This is a genomic window from Streptomyces sp. NPDC026673 (genome assembly GCF_040638135.1).
Classification (GTDB): domain Bacteria; phylum Actinomycetota; class Actinomycetes; order Streptomycetales; family Streptomycetaceae; genus Actinacidiphila.
Genome location: NZ_JBEZXR010000019.1, coordinates 9522 through 25570 on the forward strand (window position 1 = coordinate 9522; position 16049 = coordinate 25570).

13 protein-coding genes are annotated in these 16049 nt (G+C 74.4%); 8 read left to right on the plus strand and 5 right to left on the minus strand.

Annotated elements, in window-relative coordinates; translation table 11 throughout:
- From AB0F62_RS15775 to AB0F62_RS15785, 3 genes are all read left to right on the plus strand, one after another.
- A partial coding sequence (locus AB0F62_RS15775; protein ID WP_361797982.1) for an ABC transporter permease occupies positions 1 to 994 on the plus strand: 994 nt, incomplete at its 5' end.
- On the plus strand, positions 991 to 1989 hold the full coding sequence (locus AB0F62_RS15780) for an ABC transporter permease (RefSeq protein ID WP_361797985.1): 999 nt from the start codon (positions 991 to 993) through the stop codon (positions 1987 to 1989). The genes AB0F62_RS15775 and AB0F62_RS15780, both read left to right, overlap by 4 nt.
- Positions 1986 to 3629, plus strand: coding sequence for an ABC transporter ATP-binding protein (locus AB0F62_RS15785; RefSeq protein WP_361797988.1), 1644 nt, complete (start codon positions 1986 to 1988; stop codon positions 3627 to 3629). The genes AB0F62_RS15780 and AB0F62_RS15785 overlap by 4 nt, the downstream gene beginning before the upstream one ends.
- A gap of 173 nt (positions 3630 to 3802) precedes the next feature.
- Here AB0F62_RS15785 and thrS read toward each other — a convergent pair whose 3' ends face one another.
- Positions 3803 to 5134 carry a threonine--tRNA ligase gene (gene thrS / locus AB0F62_RS15790; protein ID WP_361797991.1) on the minus strand — a complete coding sequence of 444 codons (1332 nt, stop codon included), beginning with the start codon at positions 5132 to 5134 and terminating at the stop codon, positions 3803 to 3805.
- A gap of 336 nt (positions 5135 to 5470) precedes the next feature.
- Between thrS and AB0F62_RS15795 the strand changes: the two genes are divergently transcribed.
- The 5 genes from AB0F62_RS15795 to moeZ all read left to right on the plus strand — a co-directional run bounded on the left by AB0F62_RS15795 (position 5471) and on the right by moeZ (position 11253).
- Entirely contained in the window at positions 5471 to 7138 is a 1668-nt protein-coding gene (locus AB0F62_RS15795; protein ID WP_361797994.1) for a DUF3492 domain-containing protein, read from the plus strand.
- A complete protein-coding gene (locus tag AB0F62_RS15800) occupies positions 7135 to 8178 on the plus strand; it encodes a hypothetical protein (protein WP_361797997.1) in 1044 nt (347 codons plus the stop codon). The genes AB0F62_RS15795 and AB0F62_RS15800 overlap by 4 nt, the downstream gene beginning before the upstream one ends.
- Positions 8179 to 8299: 121 nt before the next feature.
- The gene (locus AB0F62_RS15805) at positions 8300 to 9220 is read left to right on the plus strand and encodes an NAD-dependent epimerase/dehydratase family protein (protein ID WP_361798000.1); all 921 of its coding nucleotides are present in this window, start codon (positions 8300 to 8302) and stop codon (positions 9218 to 9220) included.
- Complete coding sequence (locus tag AB0F62_RS15810; RefSeq protein WP_361798003.1) at positions 9208 to 9969, plus strand: spherulation-specific family 4 protein; 762 nt, start codon at positions 9208 to 9210, stop codon at positions 9967 to 9969. The genes AB0F62_RS15805 and AB0F62_RS15810 overlap by 13 nt, the downstream gene beginning before the upstream one ends.
- 105 nt (positions 9970 to 10074) lie before the next feature.
- Positions 10075 to 11253 (plus strand): adenylyltransferase/sulfurtransferase MoeZ, encoded by a 1179-nt coding sequence (moeZ, locus tag AB0F62_RS15815; protein WP_361798005.1) that lies wholly within the window; start codon positions 10075 to 10077, stop codon positions 11251 to 11253.
- A 99-nt stretch (positions 11254 to 11352) separates the two neighbouring features.
- Here the strand turns inward: moeZ and AB0F62_RS15820 are convergent, their stop codons facing one another.
- From AB0F62_RS15820 to AB0F62_RS15835, 4 genes are all read right to left on the minus strand, one after another.
- Positions 11353 to 12588: an acyltransferase gene (locus AB0F62_RS15820; protein WP_361798008.1), complete on the minus strand. Its 1236-nt coding sequence runs from the start codon at positions 12586 to 12588 to the stop codon at positions 11353 to 11355.
- Positions 12589 to 12698: 110 nt separating this feature from the next.
- Complete coding sequence (locus AB0F62_RS15825) at positions 12699 to 13568, minus strand: glycerophosphodiester phosphodiesterase family protein (protein ID WP_361798011.1); 870 nt, start codon at positions 13566 to 13568, stop codon at positions 12699 to 12701.
- A 300-nt stretch (positions 13569 to 13868) separates the two neighbouring features.
- Positions 13869 to 14936, minus strand: a complete 1068-nt coding sequence (locus tag AB0F62_RS15830) for a phosphotransferase family protein (RefSeq protein ID WP_361798013.1) — start codon at positions 14934 to 14936, stop codon at positions 13869 to 13871.
- Positions 14933 to 16024: a hypothetical protein gene (locus AB0F62_RS15835; RefSeq protein ID WP_361798016.1), complete on the minus strand. Its 1092-nt coding sequence runs from the start codon at positions 16022 to 16024 to the stop codon at positions 14933 to 14935. The genes AB0F62_RS15830 and AB0F62_RS15835 overlap by 4 nt, the downstream gene beginning before the upstream one ends.
- Between the last annotated feature and the right edge of the window lie 25 nt (positions 16025 to 16049).

Below are 16049 nucleotides of genomic sequence, written 5' to 3' on the forward strand. Positions count from 1 at the left end.
TCCCCCCTCCGACACGCCGCCGCCCCGCGCCGCGGCGCCCCCCCACACCCGCGCGCGGGGCGCCGCCGCCCGGCAGGTCTGGCGGCGGCTGCGCGCCCAGCGCGCGGCCCTCGCCGGCGTCGCCGTGATCGCCCTGCTCGTCCTGGTGGCCCTCACCGCCCCGCTGCTGGCCGCCCTGGAGGGCCAGGACCCGGACGCCTACCACGCCTCGGCCGTCGACTCCGCCCTCGGCGGCGTTCCGATCGGCTCCTTCGGCGGCGTGAGCGCCGACCACTGGCTCGGCGTCGAACCCGGCACCGGGCGCGACCTGTTCGCCCGTCTCGTGTACGGCGCGCGGATCTCCCTGGGCATCGGCCTCGCCGCCACCGTCGTGCAGGTGACCATCGGCGTCGCGGTCGGCCTCGCCGCCGGCCTCGGCAACCGCTTCCTGGACAACCTGCTCAGCCGGACCACCGACGTCATGCTGGCGCTGCCCACCCTGGTCTTCTCCATCGCCCTGCTGGCGATCGTCCCCGCCGGCTTCCCGCGTCCGGTGCTGCTGGTCCTCGTCCTCGGCCTGCTCGGCTGGGGCGGCACCTCCCGCATCGTCCGGGCGCAGACCCTGAGCCTGAAGTCCCTCGACTACGTGGCCGCCGCCCGGCTCGGCGGCGCCGGCCGGTGGCGGATCGCGCGCCGCGAACTGCTGCCGTCGCTGGCCGCGCCCGTGGTGACCTACAGCGCGCTGCTGGTCCCCTCCAACATCGCGTCGGAGGCCGGACTGTCCTTCCTCGGCATCGGCGTCAAGCCGCCCACGCCCTCCTGGGGACAGATGCTCTCCTCCGCGACCACCTGGTACCAGGCCGATCCGACGTACGTGCTGCTGCCCGCCGGCCTGATCTTCGTCACCGTCCTCGCCTTCACCGCGCTCGGCGACGGTGTGCGCACCGCCCTGGACCCGCGCGCCGGCAGCCGCCTGCGGTCGCCGGCCCGCAGGCGCAAGGAGGCGCGGTCATGATCCTCCTCACCCGTTTCGCGTTGCGCCGGCTGCTGGCGGCCCTGCTGGTGCTGCTCGTGCTGAGCATCGCGGTCTACGCCCTCTTCTACGTCCTGCCCGGCGACCCGGCGCGGCTGGCCTGCGGGCCCAAGTGCACCGCCGACCAGGTCGCCCAGGTGCGTACCCAGCTCGGCCTGGACGACCCGGCCTACGCGCAGTACGCCCACTTCCTGCACGGCCTGTTCGCCGGCACCGACATCAGCACCGGCGTCGGCACCGAGCACTGCGGCGCCCCGTGCCTGGGCTTCTCGTACCAGAGCGGCGAGCAGGTCACCTCCCTGCTCGCCCAGCGGCTGCCGGCCACCGCCTCGCTCTCGCTGGGCGCCATGGTGCTCTGGCTGGTCATCGGGGTCGGCACCGGGGTGCTCTCGGCGCTGCGCCACGGCGGGCTCACCGAACGGCTGCTCACCGGGCTCACCCTCGCCGGCAACGCGGTGCCCGTCTTCGTCATCGGCATCCTGCTGATGCTGCTGTTCGTCTCGGTGCTGGGCTGGCTGCCCTTCCCGTCGTATGTCCCGCTGACCGAGGACCCCGAGCAGTGGGCGTGGAACCTGGTGCTGCCCTGGCTCGCCCTGGCCATCCTGGAGAGCGCCAAGTACGCCCGCCTGACCCGCAGTTCCATGCTGGAGACGCTGGCCGAGGACCATGTGCGCACCTTCCGCGCCTACGGCGTCCGCGAGCGCTCCGTCATCACGCGGCACGCGCTGCGCGGGGCCCTGCCGCCGGTCATCGCGCTGACCGCGCTGGACCTGGGGACGATGTTCGGCGGCGCGGTGCTCACCGAGTCCCTCTTCGGCATCCCGGGGCTCGGGAAGAGCCTCGTGGACGCGGTGAAGACCGAGGACCTGCCGGTCGTCGTCGGGCTCGTGCTGGTCACCGGATTCTTCGTGGTGCTCGCCAACGCCGTCGCGGATGTCCTGTACGCGATGGCCGACCGACGGGTGGTGCTGGCATGACGTCACCGCTGATCGAGGTCGAGGACCTCACGATCGACTTCCCCACCGGCGCGGGCACCGTCCGCGCCGTGGACGGGCTCTCCTTCTCCCTGGAGCCGGGCGGCGCGCTCGGCGTCGTCGGCGAGTCCGGCAGCGGCAAGAGCGCCACCGCCTACGCCCTGCTGGGCCTGCACCACGGGACCGGGGCGGCGATCGGCGGCTCGGTGCGGGTCGCCGGGGTCGACGTCGGCTCCGCGGGGGAGCGCGAACTGCGGCGGCTGCGCGGCGGGGTGGCCGCCATGGTCTTCCAGGACCCGCTGTCCTCGCTGGACCCCTACTACGCCGTCGGCGACCAGATCGCCGAGGTGTACCGGGTCCACCACGCCGGGGCCTCGCGCCGCGCCGGCCGGGACCGCGCGGTGGAGGTGCTGGACCGGGTGGGCATCCCCGACGCGCGGCGCCGCGCGCGGTCCCGTCCGCACGAGTTCAGCGGCGGCATGCGGCAGCGCGCGCTCATCGCCATGGCCCTCGCGTGCGAGCCGCGGCTGCTCGTCGCCGACGAGCCGACGACCGCGCTCGACGTGACCGTCCAGGCGCAGATCCTCGACCTGCTCCACGAACTGCGCCAGGAGACCGGCATGGGACTGCTGCTGGTCACCCACGACCTGGGCGTGGTGGCCGGCAGCGTGGACCGGGTGCTGGTCATGAAGGACGGCCGCGCGGTCGAGCACGGCCCGGTCGCCGAGGTGCTGGGCGCGCCGCGGCAGACGTACACCCGCGATCTGCTGGCGGCCGTGCCCCGCGTGGAGGCGGCGCCTGCGGCTGCCGCGCCCACCGGGTCCGCCGCGCCTGCCGGGTCCGGCGCGTCCGGCGGGACCGGTGAGGTCCTGCTGGAGGCCGTCGGACTGCGCCGGGAGTACGGACGGCGCGGCGCCCGCTTCGCGGCCGTCGACGACGTCTCGCTGACGGTGCGCGCTGGGGAGACCCTCGGCGTCGTCGGGGAGTCCGGCAGCGGCAAGACCACCCTCGGGCGCATGCTCGTCGGGCTGCTGGAGCCCACCGCGGGCGAGATCCGCCGGCCCGCGGGCCCGTCCGGCCTGCAGATGGTCTTCCAGGACCCGGTCTCCTCGCTCAACCCCCGGCGCAGCATCGGCGAGTCGGTCGCGGACCCGTTGCGGACGGCCGGCGTCCTCGACGACGCCGCGATCGGCCGGCGGGTACGGGAGCTGCTGGAGCGGGTCGGGCTCGACCCCGCCTGGTACGACCGCTATCCGCACGAGTTCAGCGGCGGGCAGCGGCAGCGGGTCGGGATCGCGCGGGCGCTGGCGCCCCAGCCGCGGCTGATCGTCTGCGACGAGCCGGTGTCGGCACTCGACGTCACGACGCAGGCGCAGGTCATCGGGCTCCTCGGCGAGCTGCAGCGGGAGCTGGGCCTGGCGCTGGTGTTCATCGCCCACGATCTGGCCGTGGTGCGCCAGGTCAGCGACGAGGTCGCGGTGATGCGGGCGGGCCGGGTCGTCGAGCACGGACCGGCCGCGCGGGTCTACGACGCGCCGGAGCACCCCTACACCCGGGGGCTGCTGGCGGCGGTCCCCGTGCTCGATCCGGCCGAGTCCGCCGCACGGCGCGCCGCCCGGCGGGGCGCGCTCGCGACCGTCTGAGCGGCGCGCCCCGCGGGGGCGCGGGCGAACGCCGGGGGCGGCCGGGGCGGCCGGGTACGGCCTCCCGCGGCGCGGGACGGCGGGGCGCACCCGCGCCCACCGGGCCGTGCCCGGCCGCGAGGTCCCACCCCGGCGGGGCCCGGTCGCGCCGGGTCGGGCCCCGCCGGGTGCGGTCAGGCCGCATCGGCCGGGCCGTCCCACAGCTCGGTGCCGTGGGCGTCCACCAGCGCGCGGACACGGTCGAGGACGGCGCCGGCGGGCTGCGGCGGAAGACGGCGGCCGTCGCGGAGGCGGAGGGCGATCCGGTCGTCCGCGGCCTCCCGCGGGCCGATGACGGCCTGGTAGGGCACGAGCCGGGCCTCCCGGACGCGCGCCCCGAGGGTGCCGCGGTCCGGGGCGGCGAGGTCCGCGCGCAGGCCCAGGTCGAGACAGCGGCGCACCACTGCCTCGGCCACGGGCAGTTGCGCCTCCGCGACCGGGAGGACCGCCACCTGGGTGGGGGCGAGCCAGGCGGGGAACGCCCCGCCGTGCCGCTCGAGCAGGTGCGCCACGGCCCGCTCGACGCTGCCGATGATGCTGCGGTGCACCATGACCGGCCGGTGCTTCGCGCCGTCGGCGCCGATGTAGTGCAGATCGAACTGCCGGGGCTGGTGGAAGTCGACCTGCACGGTGGACAGGGTGGCCTCGCGGCCCACGCCGTCGGCCACCTGCACGTCGATCTTGGGCCCGTAGAACGCGGCCTCGCCCTCGGCCGCCTCGTACGGCAGTCCGGAGCCGTCCAGGACCTCGGTCAGCAGGGCGGTGGACCGCTCCCACAGCTCGGGAGCGGCGACGTACTTGCCGCCGGGCCCGGGGAGGGAGAGCCGGTGGCGCACCGGGGTGATGCCCAGGGCGCGGTACGCCCGGCCGATCATCTCCAAGGCGCCCCGCGCCTCCTCGGCGACCTGGTCGAGGGTGCAGAAGATGTGGGCGTCGTTCAGCTGGATGGCCCGTACCCGGGTGAGCCCGCCGAGCACGCCGGACAGCTCGGAGCGGTACATCCCGCCGAGTTCGGCCATGCGCAGCGGCAGTTCGCGGTGGCTGCGGGAGCGCGAGCGGTAGATCAGCGCGTGGTGGGGACAGAGGCTGGGCCGCAGGACGACCTGCTCGCCGCCGAGCTCCATCGGGGGGAACATGTCGTCGCTGTAGTGCGCCCAGTGCCCGGAGATCTCGTACAGCTCGCGTTTGCCGAGCACGGGCGAGTACACGTGCCGGTAGCCGGCCCGGCGCTCGGCGTCGCGGATGTACTCCTCCAGCGCGTGCCGGACGGCGGCGCCGTCGGGCAGCCAGTAGGGGAGCCCCGCGCCGATCAGCGGGTCGGTGTCGAACAGTCCGAGCTCGCGGCCGAGTCTGCGGTGGTCGTGCATGGCGGTCTCCTCGCGGACAGCGGGCGAGTGACCGCAGACGAAAGCCCCGGGGCACTCGCCCCGGGGCTTGTCATGACATGGGTCAGCGCGCCGGGACACTCTCCGGCGTCGTCGTCATGGCGGCGCGCTTCATGCCGGCCACGATAACAGGGGCCGACGGAACGTGCGGGGGTGAAAGGGGCGCGGCGCGCGGCGGCGGCCATGCACGGGCGCGGGCCGGGTGGGCCGGGTGGTCCGGGTCGGGTCGCGCCGGAGGCGCCCCGTTCCCCCGGAGGTTCCCCGGCGAACGTCTACCCGGTCACAACGCGCAACGCCGGGGAAAGTCACTCCTCTTCACCCCTTTCGGTGGCACGGCGGACAACCGTCCGCCGTGGGCCCACTTCGCCGGAATACGGTCATCGCGCCCGAACAGACCGGTGCCGAGAGGGGGCAGACGTGCGTATCGCATTACTCGCGGAGGGTGGTTATCCGTACGCCCGTGGCGAGGGGGGCGGCTGGGTCGACCGGCTCGTGCGCGGGCTCGCCGGCCACGAGTTCGCGGTGTACGCGCTCGGCAGGAGCGAACGGGCCGAGGCCGCAGGCCTGGTGGCGCTGCCGTCCCAGGTGCGGGACGTGCGCGCGCTGCCGCTGTGGGGGCCGGCGCCGGGGGCCGGGGGGGTCGTGCCCGGGAAGGCGCGCCGCCGGCGGGCGCAGGCGCTGGAGCTGTACCGCGACCTGGCCGGGGTGCTGGCGGGGGACGCCGGGACCAACGGTGTGGCGGACCGTTTCGCCTCCGCGCTCTACGGTCTCGCCGAACTCGCCCGCGAGGACGGCGGCTTCCCCTCGCTGCTCCGTTCCGAGCACGCGATGCGGGTGCTGCAGGAGGTCTGCCGGGCGCCCGGCGCGCGCCCCCTCGTCGCCGAGGCGGGGGTCGGCGATCTCCTGCTCGCCGCCGACCAGTTGGAGCGCGTGCTGCGGCCGCTCTCCGCCCCCTGGTACGACGACTTCGGCGACGCGCTCGCCACCGCCGACCTCTGCCACGCCGTGACGGGCGGCACCGCGCTGCTGCCCGGGCTCCTGGCCAAACGGTTCTTCGGTACGCCGCTGCTGGTCACCGAGTACGGCGTACGGCTGCGCGAGACCCTGCTGCTGCACCGCGCGGCCGGCCTGCCCGCCCCCGTACGCGCCCTGCTCGCCGCCTTCCACCAACACCTGGCGGGCGAGGCGTACCGCCGGGCCGCCCTCGTCACCCCCGGCAACGCCCACGCGCGCCGCTGGCAGGAGCACTGCGGCGCCGAACGGGACCGCGTGCGCACGGTCTACCCGGGATACCAGGGGCCGGTCCCCGAGCCCGCCGCCGAGGCGGAGGGCGGCGATCCCACGCTGGTCTGGGTCGGCCGAGTCGACCCCGGCAAGGACCTGATCGGGCTGCTGCACGCCTTCGGGGAGGTGCGCAGGGAGGAGCCCGGAGCACGGCTGCGCGTCATCCGCTCCGGCGAGGGCGACCCCGCGTACCTGGCGCAGTGCCGGGCCCTGGCGGCGCAGCTGTTCCCGGACGAGGCGGCCGACGCCGTCAGCGCGGGGGAGAGCCCGGTCGCCTTCGAGGATCTGGGCTCGCCGGGCGCCCCGGAACTGCCCGACGCGTACGCGGCCGGGGATGTGGTGGTGCTCTCCAGCGTCGTCGAGGGATTCCCGGTCACCCTGGTCGAGGCCATGTTCTGCGGCCGGTCCACCGTCTCGACGGACGCCGGCGCCGTACGGGAGGTGATCGGCGGCACCGGCCTCGTCGTGCCGCCGCGCAACCCGAAGGCGCTCGCCGAGGCGTGCGTCGCCCTGCTGCGCGACCCCGAGCGGCGCCGGCGGCTCGGCGCCGCCGCCCGCGAACGCGCTCTGGAACTCTTCACCGTCGAGCGGAACCTGGCCGCCTTCGGTGAGATCTACCTCGACCTCGTGGCCCACGCGCCCGGCCGCCGCACCCCGCTGCGCGACCAGGACGGCACGCCCGTCCCCTTCGGCACGCCCGCCGAGTCCCGCGTCCCCGGCCGGTGGACGGCCGTACCCGCCTGGGCGGTCGCCGCCCGCGAGCCGGCGTACGCCGGAGCCGAGAGGCAGGACCGCGCATGAGCCAGGCACAGGAGGCCGAAACCGGTCCCCGCAGGAACGGCTCCCGCAAGCGCGGCCCCGCCGACCCCGTACGCGGGCTGATGCACCGTCACCGGGAGCTGTGCGCCGAGGCCGTGGACCCTCTGGAGATCGTGGCGGGACTGGAGGCGCAGGGCGTCACCGACCGGGTCGCGGCCGGCTTCCGGCACCGCGACGTCTTCTCCCTCGCCGAGGAGCTCTACGCGCGGGTGCCCCGTGCCGTCGCGCCGGCCCCCGCCGGCCCGTCCGCGCACCGCCCGTCCCTGCTGCCCACCCTCCTCCCGCCGGCCGTCTGCGCGGCCGCCGCCTGGGCCCTGGGGGTGCTGCCGCCGCTGGTGGTCGCGGCCGTGGCCGTGCCGCTGCTGCTGCTCGCGCTGCCGGCGGCCCTGCGTCGCGGCCCGCTGAGCGTCCCCTACGGCACCGGTCCCGGCGGGGCGCTGTGGACGTGCTGGCTGGTGGTCTTCTGGCTGTACGGGCCGCGCGCCGCCGACGGCTTCGCCGGGGGCGTGCTGCCCGCCGCCGACGCCGCGGAGCTCACCGCGCTCGCGCTGTCCCTGGCCCCGGCGGCCTGGTGCGCCCACCGCTTCGCCACGGCGGCCCGCGGGCATCTGCTGCGCAGCCGCACCCTGGAGGAGTTCGGTGGGGCCGTCCGGCCGCTGCTGGCGGGCACGCTCGCGCTCTTCCTCGCCGCCGTGCTCACGTTGCTGTGCGCCGCGCGGGCCGTGGTGGGCGCCCCCCTCGCACCCGCCGCGCTGGCCGGGCCGGCCGCGCTGGCGCTGCTGCTGTTCACCGCCCGTCTGCTCGCGGTGCACGGCCACCCCGACCCGGCCGCCATCGGCACCGGGCTGGCCTGTGCCGTCGAGGCCGTGGCCCTCACCGCCGACCTGCTGCACCGGTTCCCCCTCGCCCCGGCGGCCATACCCGCCCTGGCCTGCACGGCCGCCGCCCTGGCGCTGGCGGCCCACGCCCTGACCACGCTCTCGCGCGCCTCGGCGCACACGACCGCGGCGGCGCCGCGATGAGCGGGCAGCGGCGGCCGGAGCGGTCCGGCACACCCCGCAGTTCCGAAGAAGTAGCCAAGGAGCGAACCACGATGAACCACCCGCACCCCCGGCCGCGGCACGCGCAGCGGAGGCGCTCGCTATGAGAGTCCTCCTGCTCGGCGCCAACGGATTCGTCGGCCGCCATGTGGCGGAACGGCTGCTGGCCGACCCCGCGGTCCAGCTGACCGCGCTCGGCCGCAGCGACGACGCCGACGTGCGCTTCGACCTGGCCTCCGGAAGCCCCGGCGCGCTGGCGCGCTTCATGGACGCGGTCCACCCCGGGGTGGTGATCAACTGCTCGGGTGCCACCCGCGGCGGCGCCCGCGACCTGACCCGGCACAACACGATCGCGGTCGCGACCGTGTGCGAGGCGATGCGCCGCAGCGCCACCTCCGCCCGGCTGGTGCAGGTGGGCTGCGCGGCGGAGTACGGGCCCTCGCCCACCGGTTCCTCGACGGCCGAGGACGCCGTGCCCCGGCCGGGCGGCCCCTACGGGGTGAGCAAGCTCGCCGCGACGGAACTGGTGCTCGGCTCGGGGCTCGACGCGGTCGTGCTGCGCGTCTTCACCCCGGTCGGCCCCGGCACGCCCACCGCCTCGCCGATCGGGCGGCTCGCGGAGGCGATGCGCCGGGCCATGCAGACGGGCGACGGCGAGCTCAAGCTGACCGGCCTCGGTGTGCAGCGGGACTTCGTGGACGTACGCGACGTGGCGCGCGCCGTGCACGCGGCCTCGCTCTCCGCCGCCCAGGGCCTGGTCAACATCGGCACGGGCCGCGCCGTACCGCTCCGTGAGGTGGCCGCAGCCCTGGCCAACGCCGCCGGCTACGCGGGCGCCCTTCACGAGGTCGAGGATCCGCACCTCATGGCGAACGGCGGCAGCCACCCCCACTACCCGGACGGCTGCGGCGCCTGGCAGCAGGCCGACGTCCGCACCGCCCGCGACCGCCTCGGATGGCGTCCGCGCATCGCCCTCGAGGAATCCCTGGCCGACGTCTGGATGGAGGCGGCATGCCGCGTGTGACACCGAGCGGCCTGCGCAGGCCGATCGACCGCTGTGACGGACTGGGCTTCGGGGTCCCCGCCTACGCCCACCCGCTGGTCGCCCCGGCCGAATGGGCCGAACTCGCCCGGCCCGGGGCCCCGATGCACTGGGTGGTCCTCAACGCGGCGCGCGGCCCCGGCGCGCGGGTCGACCCCCTCTACATCGAAGCGTGCGCCCGGCTGCGCGACGCGGCGGTGCCCGTGCTGGGCTACCTGGACACGCGTCACGGGGCGCGCCCCTTCGGCCAGCTGGTCGCGGACGCGCACCGCTTCCTCGACTGGTACCGCGTCGACGGCTTCTATCTCGACCGCGCCCCGACGACCAGCACGGAGCTGCCGGACTGCCGGCGGGTGATCACCACCCTGCGCGCGCTGCTGAGCGTGGAGGGCGGCAGCACGGGGCACATCGTGCTGGGCCACGGCTGCCATCCGTACGAGGGCTACGCCGAGGCCGCCGACCAGCTGGTGACCTTCGCCGGGCCGTGGACGCAGTACCGCTGGTCGGAGGCCCCGGAGTGGACCGCCGCCCACCCGCCGGAGCGCTTCTGCCACCTGGTGCACGGCGTTCCGGCCCCGCACCTGGAGAACGCCATGCGGATCGCCCGCTGGCAGGGCGCGGCGACGGTCTACTTCACCGACCGCACCGACCACGCGGCCTGGGACGGCCTGCCGGGTTACTGGGACGAGGCCTCGCGCATGCTGCGCCGCCAGCCGCCGCCCAGCATGTGACCAGAATCCGTCTCGTCTTTCGGGACGGCGGTCTCGGAATGAAGAGGGGCGTGGCAGTGTTACGGGGAGAACCACCATAGTGATCGATCGACAAACGGAGTCCCCGTGTCGCTGCCACCCCTGGTCGAGCCGGCCGCCGAGCTCACCGTCGACGAGGTCCGCAGGTACTCCCGCCACCTGATCATCCCCGATGTGGGGATGGACGGGCAGAAGCGGCTGAAGAACGCCAAGGTGCTCTGTGTGGGCGCCGGCGGTCTCGGTTCGCCCGCCCTGATGTACCTGGCCGCCGCCGGTGTCGGCACGCTCGGCATCGTGGAGTTCGACGAGGTCGACGAGTCCAACCTGCAGCGCCAGATCATCCACAGCCAGGCGGACATCGGCCGCTCCAAGGCGGAGTCCGCCCGCGACAGCGTCAAGGGCATCAACCCGTACGTCAACGTGGTCCTTCACGAAGAGCGGCTCGAGGCCGACAACGTGATGGACATCTTCAGCCAGTACGACCTGATCGTCGACGGCACGGACAACTTCGCGACCCGCTACCTGGTCAACGACGCGTGCGTGCTGCTGAACAAGCCGTATGTCTGGGGCTCCATCTACCGCTTCGACGGCCAGGCGTCGGTCTTCTGGTCCGAGCACGGCCCCTGCTACCGCTGCCTCTACCCCGAGCCCCCGCCGCCGGGCATGGTCCCGTCCTGCGCCGAGGGCGGCGTCCTGGGCGTGCTGTGCGCGTCCATCGGCTCCATCCAGGTCACCGAGGCCATCAAGGTCCTCACCGGCACCGGCGAGCCGCTGGTCGGCCGGCTGATGATCTACGACGCCCTGGAGATGCAGTACCGCCAGGTCAAGGTCCGCAAGGACCCGGACTGCGCGGTGTGCGGCGAGAACCCGACCGTCACCGAGCTCATCGACTACGAGGCCTTCTGCGGTGTCGTCTCCGAGGAGGCGCAGGAGGCGGCGATGGGGTCGACGATCACTCCCAAGCAGCTCAAGGAGTGGATCGACGACGGCGAGAACATCGACATCATCGACGTTCGCGAGCCCAACGAGTACGAGATCGTCTCCATCCCGGGCGCCCGCCTGGTCCCCAAGAACGAGTTCCTGATGGGCAACGCCCTCCAGGACCTCCCGCAGGACAAGAAGATCGTCCTGCACTGCAAGACCGGTGTCCGCTCCGCCGAGGTCCTCGCCGTCCTGAAGTCCGCGGGCTTCGCCGACGCGGTCCACGTCGGCGGCGGCGTGATCGGCTGGGTCAACACGATCGAGCCGGACAAGCCGGTGTACTAGGCCGTCCTTCCGCCGCCCGGCGGTATCGCAGAGGCCCACGGCTTCCGAACCCTCGGAGCCGTGGGCCTTCGCCGTCGCCCCGGCCGGACCTCACGGACCTCACGGACCCGCGGGCGTGGCCTCGGCGGGCCCGCGCGGCCCCGTGGCTGCGGCCCGCGAACGGACCTGCGCGAGCAGGGACTTCCAGGAGCGGTTCCGCTTGAAGGGCAGCTCGAAGATCCGGGCGAACAGCCACGCCCCCAGCACCGAGGCGGGCAGCGCCAGGACCAGGGTGAACCAGAACGTGGGCAGCCCGGGTGCCACGAAGTGCGGTGCGACGCGCCTGATGACGGTCATGACGATGGGCAGATGGACGAGGTAGAGGCTGTACGAGATGTCGCCGAGGCCGCGAACGGGACGCGCCGTCAGCAGTCGTAGCAGGAAGGCGGGTTTGCCGGTGGCCACCGCGGCGATCAGCATCGTCATGGCGGGCGCGACGGCGAGATCCACCCAGAAGTAGTGGTCCACCGTCCAGACCGCGCCTTTGACGGCGACGAGAGCCGCGACCGGCACGGCGGCCAGCACGGCGAAGCCGTGCCAGGGCAGCCGCCGGACCCGGTCCGAGGCGACGACGATCCCCGCGCCCACCAGACCGGCCGCGAACACCGGGGCGAGATGCGGAGTGAGCCAGTTGCTCCCCTCCACCGGTGACGCGTTCGCCGCCATCAGGCCGCGGGCGACGACCGGCAGCGTCACGCCCGCGACCAGCACCACGGCGCCCAGCCGCCGCCGGAGCAGCAGGAGGAACGGGAAGAGGAGGTAGAGCTCCGCCTCCACGCCGATCGACCAGAACGTGCCGTTCGGCGTCGGCGCGGTGAACACGTCCTGGGCCACGAGGCCGTACACCAGGACCGTCGCACCGGTGGGCGGCCCGAAATGCGAGGCCGGCACCACGAACCAGGCGATGACCAGGCTCATGGCGAGCGCCGCCCAGTACGGCGGGAGGATGCGCCAGGCCCGGCGCCGCAGGAAGGGGCCGACGCCGCCCAGTCGCCAGCCCGCGCGCGCCGGGGAGACGGCCAGGGAGAAGCCGGACAGGATCAGGAAGAAGACGACGGCGAGCCGGCCGTACATGAGCCCGTCCAGCCACCACGGTGCCGAACTGTCGGGATACCCCGGGAACGTGTAGAGCCAGCAGTGGAACAGGAGCACATACAGCGCGGCCAGGCCGCGGAGACCTTCGAGGCCCGGCACTTCCCGCCGGCCGTGCGCTTCGCGCGCCCCGTCCCCGCGCGCCGTCGGCGCGGGCGATGCGGGCGATGCGGGAGCGCTGCTGACCAGACGGCTCGAGTCCACGGGGATCGTTCGGCCCTTCTTCCGGTGTCGGCGACGCGGTGTCACCCATGGTGACTGGTACGTCGCGGCCGGCCGGGCGGTTCAACGGGCCTCCTCTGCCCCCGGTGGGGTCACTGCACGCCGTTGCGGATCACGTCGGGGCGGTTGGTGATGATGCCGTCGGCGCCGAGGGCCGCCATGCGGATGGCCGTGGTGAGGTCGTCGACCGTCCAGGCGTTCACGCGCAGCGGCTTGCCGTCGGGGCCCCTGAGGCCGTGGACGGCCGTCACGTAGGCGAAGGTGACGTTCTTCTCGTCGGGGTTGATCTGGTCGGCGAAGGCCGCGTACTCCTTCAGGCGCGACACCGGGGGACTGCCCAGGAAGCCGGTCTCGACGGCCGGGCGCAGTTCGTGGGTGCGGCGCAGGGCGGGGGCGCTGAAGCTCTGGATGACCAGGCGTCCGGTGAGGTGGTCCGCGTCGAGCCAGCCGGCCCGGGCGAGGGTGGCGATGGTCTGCTTCTCGATGCCGGGGTAGAGGTCGGGCTGTTTGAGCTCCAGCAGCAGGCCCTGCCGGTTGCGGTCGAGGAGGGTCAGGTAGTCCAGAAGGGTGGGGATGTGTTCGCCGCGGTAGCGAGGGGCGAACCAGCCCCCGGCGTCGAGCCGCTGGATCTCGGCGAGGGTGAAGTCGGCGACGCGCCAGGGGGAGCGGTCCGGGAAGACCTGCTCGACGTCGGTCGTTCGGGCGAGCGTCGTGTCGTGGATGACGACCAGGGCTCCGTCCTTGGTGCGCTGGACGTCGTTCTCGATCCATGTGATGTGCTGCTCATGGGCCCGGCGCACGGCCGCCAGGGTGTTCTCGGGGGCCTCGGTGGAGGCGCCGCGGTGGGCGAAGACCGTGGGGGAGGGGAGAGCCTCGGGCGCCGCGTGGGCCGGCATGGTGACGAACCCGGAGACTCCCAGCAGTGCGGCCGCCGTGACGGTGCGAGCGAGGCTGTGGTGCATGCGTACTCCTCACGACGGCGCGGGTCCCCTCCCGATCGAGGGTGGCAGCCGGGACCCGGACACGGCGGTGCACGACATGACAAACGGGTGAATATCGTCATCCCGTTCCTCCGTCAGGGTGGCATGGATGACGTCCGGCCGCAGGTCGTACGGTCCCGCCGGCGGGCCCCCGGCCGCTGCCGCGCGTGTCGTACGCCGTGGGCGCCCCGGGGTGCCCAGGGGCGCCGCCCGCCGTGCGGAGTGCCGCGGTGCCGGGCGCGGGGCCGTCTGTGTCCGGCCCGCGCCCGGCCTCCGGGAGGCTCAGCGGTGGCGGCCGTCCATCATCGCCTCCAGCGTGTCCCGGTGCAGGATCAGCGCGTCCGGGTCGGCGGGCATCTCGCGCTCCCCGAAGTGCACCTGGCGGTGGCCGACGCGCAGCATCACGACGGCATGCCGCAGGGCGGCGTACAGGAGGTGGAAGTCCAGGTCGCGCGGGGTGTGCCCGGTGAGCTCGGCATAGGTCGCGGCGACCCGGTCGCGGTCCAGGAAGTCCGGCATGCCGGGGAATCCGGCGGTGACGGTGAGGTCCTGGAAGAAGCGGTGCAGGTACACCAGCCAGGCGAGGTCGAGTTCGCGGGGACCGGAGGAGGCCATCTCCCAGTCGAGGACGGCCGCGGGGGCGAAGTCGGCGTCGTAGACGATGTTGCCGACCCGCGCGTCGCCCCAGCTGAGCACGGACGGGCCGGGATCGACGGGCCAGTGCTTCTCCAGCCAGGCGAAGCCGCGCTCGATGAGGGGGGAGCGGGCCACCGCGCCGACGACCCACTCGTAGTAGGCGCGTTGGGCGTCGACGTGCGCGCGCAGCGTCCCCTCGCCGGGGACGGTGTGGAGCTCGGCGAGGACGCGCACCGTCGAACGCTCCAGCCGCCCCTGGTCCTCCTCGGAGGCGTCGAAGAGCCAGTTGCCGCCGTAGGTGTAGGGCATGACGTCCGGCGGGACGCGCCCGGGGACGCGCTCCATGACGAAGAAGGGCGCGCCGAGCGGTCCCGGGTCGGGCTCCAGCCACAGCAGCTCCGGCACGGGGACACGGGTGCGGACGGCGACCGTCTGCATGACGCGGTACTGCGCGGCCATGTCGTACGTCGGGAAGACGGTGTAGGCGTCGGGGTCGCCGGCCAGTCGCAGCACGCAGGGCCGGATGCGCTGGCGCGCGGTGCCCGAGGGGTGGGGGACGGCGAGGTCGAACAGGACGGTCTCGCTCGACAGCCCGTTCGCGGAGGGGAGGTGCACGCCGCGGCTGTGGGCGCCGGGGTGCTTCGCGGCCAGCCACTCGTCGAGGCGGCTGCGCAGCAGCTGGGGGTCGCGGGTGGTGGTGCGCACCGTGGTCACATGGCCTCCTGACCGGTGAAGCCGCTGGGGGTGTGGCGGCCGAAGCTGCCGTGCTCAAAGATGCCGTAGCCGACCCGGCCGTCCCAGGCGAAACGCGCGGCGTGGTCGGTGACTCCGTACGCGGCGGGCGCCATGACCGCCGGATCCGTCAGGTCATACGCACGGCGGTCGAGCCAGCCGCGGCCCTTCCACTCGCCGTGCTGCCAGTCGCGGGCGGGCGGGTAGCCGGCGCCGACGGCGAGCGGGCTGGAGACCAGCACCTCGGCCTCGATCTTCCCGCCGTCGAGGTGGACGACGGCCGAGACCGGCGTGCGGGTGCCCTCCCGGTAGGCGATGTCGACCTGGGCGCGGCCCAGTTGCCGGTCAGGGCCGTGCTCGGTGACCTGCAGCGCCTCGTCCAGGGAGCGGTAGCCGTCGGCGTCCTCCTGGGCGATGACCATCACGAAGCGGTCGTCGAACCGGATCGGTATCCACAGCCAGTGGAAACCCGCCGGGCGGTGCTCCTCCTCGGCGCGTCCCGGGCTCTCGCCGGGCACCGGACGCACCCCCCAGCTGCGGTCGCGGGTCGCCGTCCAGCGGCCGCGCTCGACGCGGATCTCCTCGCCGGCGCCGGTGCGGACGACACCGTGGCAGGTGCCGGCCTGGACGAAGCGGCTGGCCTCCAGGAAGAGTCGGCCGCCCCGGTACTGGGCGTGGTGCGGCTCCTCGACGGCCGGGAAGGCGGCCTCCCATTCCAGGTCGTACGAGAGGAACTCGTCGTCGCAGGTCAGCCGGAGCCGCTTCAGCGGCTCCAGGACGTCGACGCGCAGCGGCCCGACGTGCTGCCGCATGCGGTCCTCGCCGAGCGCGTCGGAGGCGCGCACCGCGAGCATCGAGGTGCCGCGGGTCAGGGTCGCGTAGGCGTCGGTCACACCGAGGTTGGGGTAGACGCCGAGGCCGGTGACGAGCAGGGCCCGGCCCTCGTGGTCGAAGAAGTGGAAGATCGAACGGTCGTAGGCGTTGCGGTCACCGGTCGCGACGTGGCGCATGGAACGGGCGATCTGGTGGACCGGGTACTCGTCCAGGGGCACGGGTCGGGGCGCGGGCATGCGCCTGATGATGCGTCAGCGTGGT